General features: G+C 64.3%; 6 protein-coding genes. 3 read left to right on the plus strand and 3 right to left on the minus strand.

Going from position 1 to position 3598, the window contains the following annotated elements:
* A partial coding sequence (locus EOD07_RS26795) for a YihY/virulence factor BrkB family protein (RefSeq protein ID WP_164772558.1) occupies positions 1-948 on the minus strand: 948 nt, incomplete at its 3' end.
* Positions 949-1219: 271 nt separating this feature from the next.
* Between EOD07_RS26795 and EOD07_RS26800 the strand changes: the two genes are divergently transcribed.
* Positions 1220-1405, plus strand: coding sequence for a hypothetical protein (locus tag EOD07_RS26800; protein ID WP_127237552.1), 186 nt, complete (start codon positions 1220-1222; stop codon positions 1403-1405).
* A 22-nt stretch (positions 1406-1427) separates the two neighbouring features.
* On the opposite strand, the gene EOD07_RS26805 is transcribed toward EOD07_RS26800, so the two are convergent.
* Together EOD07_RS26805 and EOD07_RS26810 are read right to left on the minus strand one after the other, a co-directional pair.
* Positions 1428-1745, minus strand: coding sequence for a hypothetical protein (locus EOD07_RS26805; protein WP_127237553.1), 318 nt, complete (start codon positions 1743-1745; stop codon positions 1428-1430).
* Between the two features lie 30 nt (positions 1746-1775).
* Entirely contained in the window at positions 1776-2795 is a 1020-nt protein-coding gene (locus EOD07_RS26810) for an SDR family oxidoreductase (protein ID WP_127237554.1), read from the minus strand.
* A gap of 159 nt (positions 2796-2954) precedes the next feature.
* Between EOD07_RS26810 and EOD07_RS37805 the strand changes: the two genes are divergently transcribed.
* Both EOD07_RS37805 and EOD07_RS26815 read left to right on the plus strand, forming a co-directional pair.
* Positions 2955-3131 (plus strand): hypothetical protein, encoded by a 177-nt coding sequence (locus EOD07_RS37805; RefSeq protein WP_164772559.1) that lies wholly within the window; start codon positions 2955-2957, stop codon positions 3129-3131.
* A gap of 191 nt (positions 3132-3322) precedes the next feature.
* Positions 3323-3598, plus strand: a 276-nt coding sequence (locus tag EOD07_RS26815; RefSeq protein ID WP_127237555.1) for a DUF982 domain-containing protein, incomplete at its 3' end; no start/stop codon positions are given.

Below are 3598 nucleotides of genomic sequence, written 5' to 3' on the forward strand. Positions count from 1 at the left end.
GCGTGGCACAGCCCGGTCGCGTGTGTCTGCCACGATCGGTGCGAGGTCGCGCCGGCTGCCTCGCCGCACCGAATAGGTGCGCGTGATCTCGGCACCGAAGAGAAAAATCTGCGCCGAGTAATAGACCCAGACCAGCACCACCATCAGCGCGCCGGCCGCGCCATAGGAGGTGGCGATGGCGCTGGTGCCGATGTACCAGCCGATCAGCGACTTGCCGATGGTGAAGAGCAGCGCCGTGACCAGCGCGCCGACGCTAACATCGCGCCATTTGAGCGTGCGATCCGGCAGGACCTTGTAAATTGCCGCGAAGAGCAGCGCGACCAGCGCGAAGGAGACAGTGGTGTTGACGGCGCTGACGATCAATTCTCCGAAGGGCAGGCTGCGGTTGATCGTGTCGCCGAGCGCGGCGATCGCCGTGCTCGCCGCGAGCGACACCAGGAGCAGGAAGCCGAGCGCCGTCACGAGACCGAGGCTTGCCGCCCTCGCCCGCACCAGGCGCGACAGCGACACGCCGTTGGGCTTCACCTTCCATACCTCATTGAGCGACTGCTGCATCTCGCCGAAGACGCCGGACGCGGTGACGAAGAGCGTCACCAATCCGATGAGCGTGGCTAAAGTGCCCGACCAGCGGTGCGAAGCGGTTTCGATCGTGGCCTTCAGCAGTTCGGCGCTTTGCGGACCCATGACGCCGGATATCTCGGCCGACAGCGCCAACTGGGCGGCATCGTTGCCGATGACGAAACCGGCGATCGCCACGACGATCAGCAGGATCGGCGCCAGCGAGGTGGCGGCGTAGAAGGCCATCGCCGCACCATGGCTCAGCGCATTGTCGTTGACATAGCCGGCGACGCTTTCCTTGAGCAATATCCAGCCTTCGTCGACCCAGCGCGGCGCAGTTGCAGCCGCGGCTTGGGCGTCGGCTTTGGTGCGTTGTGTCTGCTCTGCCATTTGGTGCCCAGCCCGATAAGGAGCGGGCCGGGTGGGACAAGAGCTCGACTGCCTTTTCGTTGGCCAGGGCGTGAAGCCGGAGAAACCAGCCCTGTTCTCTTTGCCACCAGGTCCGGCTGACGCGGCCCGCAAATCACAATCCAGGGCCGGCGCAATGGTTCCCCGATGAGCACAGGTCGACGGCAGGCTCCGAATAAATTGCCGGCGAATTTTGCACCGGCGACCCACAGGCTTATAATTAGTTGACTAAATGATTCATGCGGGTGAATCGATGACCAAGAAGAAGGACAGACGGACTGGTTCCTGGATCGCGGCGGCCTCGCGCGCCGAGATCGATGAGGCGGCTTACTTCGCGCGCAAATGCGGCCTCACCCGCGACGAGGCATTGCAGATGATCCGCGAAGCCCACGGCCTGCCACCCGTCAAGCCGGCCGAAAGCGAGAAGGGCAAACACTGACACTCGGTTGACGATTCGGGCCTCATTGGCCCGTCTGTGGTGGCACTTGGCCCGGCTTGATCACGGGCATGTCGCTGCCGGTCGGTGGCGGTGTCGTCGCGTTCTTGTCGCCGGTCGGCGGCGGCTTCAGCACACCGCCGCAATTGCCGAGCTGTTTCGACAGCTCATCCGTATCGGCCTCTTGCTTCTGTTTCTGCTGCTGGCCATTGGCGTCGGGCTTGGCCTGGCAGTTCTGCATCTGCTGATCCTTCGGTTGCTCGTCCTGCTGCTGGGCGGTCTGCGCGACAGCCGGCAGGGTCGGGATCAGAGCGAAGGCCGCTATGATAAGCGCTTTCTTCATGGGATCCTCCTCTTGGTCGGCGCTCGTGATTCAGTACCCCCCGATGATCGGCAGGATCTCGCCGGTGATGTAGCTCGAGCATTGCGGCGAGGCCAGGAACACAAAGGCCGGCGCGATCTCCTCCGGCTGGGCGGGCCGCTTCATCGGCGTCTTGGCGCCGAACTGCGAAACATCTTCCGCTTGTTTTTCGGACGGATTGAGCGGCGTCCAGACCGGACCGGGTGCCACCGCGTTGACGCGGATGCCCTTCGATATGAGATTGCCGGAGAGCGCGCGGGTGAAGGCGTGGATGCCGCCCTTGGTCATGGAATAGTCGACCAGTTCCTTCGAGCCCTCGATGCCGGTGACCGAGCCGGTGTTGACGATCGCCGAGCCCGGTTTCATGTGCGGCACGGCTTCCTGCGCCATGTGAAAATAGCCGTAGAGATTGGTCTTCAGCGTCATGTCGAAATGCGCCTCGGTGAGATCGGTGAAATCGGCGGTATGGATCTGGAAAGCGGCGTTGTTGACCAGCACGTCGAGCTTGCCGAAGGCCTTGAGCGTCGCAGCCACAGCCTTACGGCAGAATGCACGTTTGGCGACATCGCCGCGCAAGGCGATGCAGCGCCTTCCCTCCGCCTCGACCGCCTGCTTCGTCGCCCTGGCGTCACGGTCTTCGCTCAGATAGGCGATGGCGACGTCGGCGCCCTCGCGCGCGAACAGCACCGCCACCGCACGACCGATGCCGGAATCGCCGCCGGTGACAAGCGCGATCTTGTCCTTGAGCTTGCCGGACCCTTGCCAGAACGGTGCATCGTAGAGCGGCGCCGGCTCGATCGCCCATTCCTCTCCGGGCTTGGGATGATGCTGCTTCGGGAAAGGCGGCACGGGGTACCGGCGCGCCCCGGCTTGCATGGCCCCCGGCGGTTTCGGCTTCGGCTTGCTGCGGTCGGCGGCGTCGACCTTGCGCTGAAGGCCGCGCTGCCTGCGCGCTGTCTTCGCCGTGTCCGCTCTCTTGCCCGCGGCTGATTTCTTGGCTGCGTCGGATTCGGTTCGGTTGCTGGTCGGCATGGTGGTCTCCTTTCAGGGGACAACGCATGTCGTCAGAAAAGGTTGGCCCGGCTCGTCGCGCCTCGCCAAGACGTTTCGGCCTACATCAAAGTTAAATGCGGCCACCCGAGCGTGGTGCTAGCCTTTCGTCATTTGGGGGGACTCTTCAGGAGGAGTCCCATGGACGTTCGAACTCTCATCGGCACGCTCTCGGCCGCATTGCTGCGCCGGCGCGCCGCCGCACCACTGATTCCCGCCAGGATGATCCGCGCCTCGCTCGCGGATGTGGCGGCCAAGCGCAGTCCCAGGCCACCACATCGGCCGGCGACGCCAATCCGGCCCGCGAGCAACATGTAGCCTCCGAACCGCCGGGCGAAATGCAACCGACTGGCCAAGTCATCGTTTACGGCCATTCCCAATCTTGTGGTGCACCATGAAGTCCATGCCTATGAATCCACTTCTTGTCCTCGTCGCCGCCATGATCACGGCCGCGCCTTTTGTCGGCCTTGCCTGGCGAGCGCGCCAATGGTTCGGATGGTGATAAGCCGATGAGCCGTTTCCTGCCGCTCACCATCCGCTTCGTCAACGGCGGCTCGATGGTGGTCGCCACCGTCGCAGAGGCCAAGAAGGCGCTCTCCGGAGCCTGGAAGAACAAGGAGGCGCCGGCCTATCTCGAAGCGGTCCGGCTGGTGGATGACGCGATCGCGGGCACCTGCCGGCCGGCCATCGCCTTTGCCGCCTTCAAGAAGGCCGCCGCGCAGCAGGGGCTGCTGAAATCCGCGCAGCCAAGCGCGGCGCTGACCATGCTGGACGAGCTCTGGTCG

This window comes from Mesorhizobium sp. M2C.T.Ca.TU.002.02.1.1 (assembly GCF_003997225.1).

Coding starts and splice junctions, on each gene's coding strand:
- EOD07_RS26800 (WP_127237552.1), top strand. CDS start 1,220: ATGACCAAGAAGAAGGACAGACGGACTGGTTCCTGGATCGCGGCGGCC.
- EOD07_RS26805 (WP_127237553.1), bottom strand. CDS start 1,745: ATGAAGAAAGCGCTTATCATAGCGGCCTTCGCTCTGATCCCGACCCTG.
- EOD07_RS26810 (WP_127237554.1), bottom strand. CDS start 2,795: ATGCCGACCAGCAACCGAACCGAATCCGACGCAGCCAAGAAATCAGCC.
- EOD07_RS37805 (WP_164772559.1), top strand. CDS start 2,955: ATGGACGTTCGAACTCTCATCGGCACGCTCTCGGCCGCATTGCTGCGC.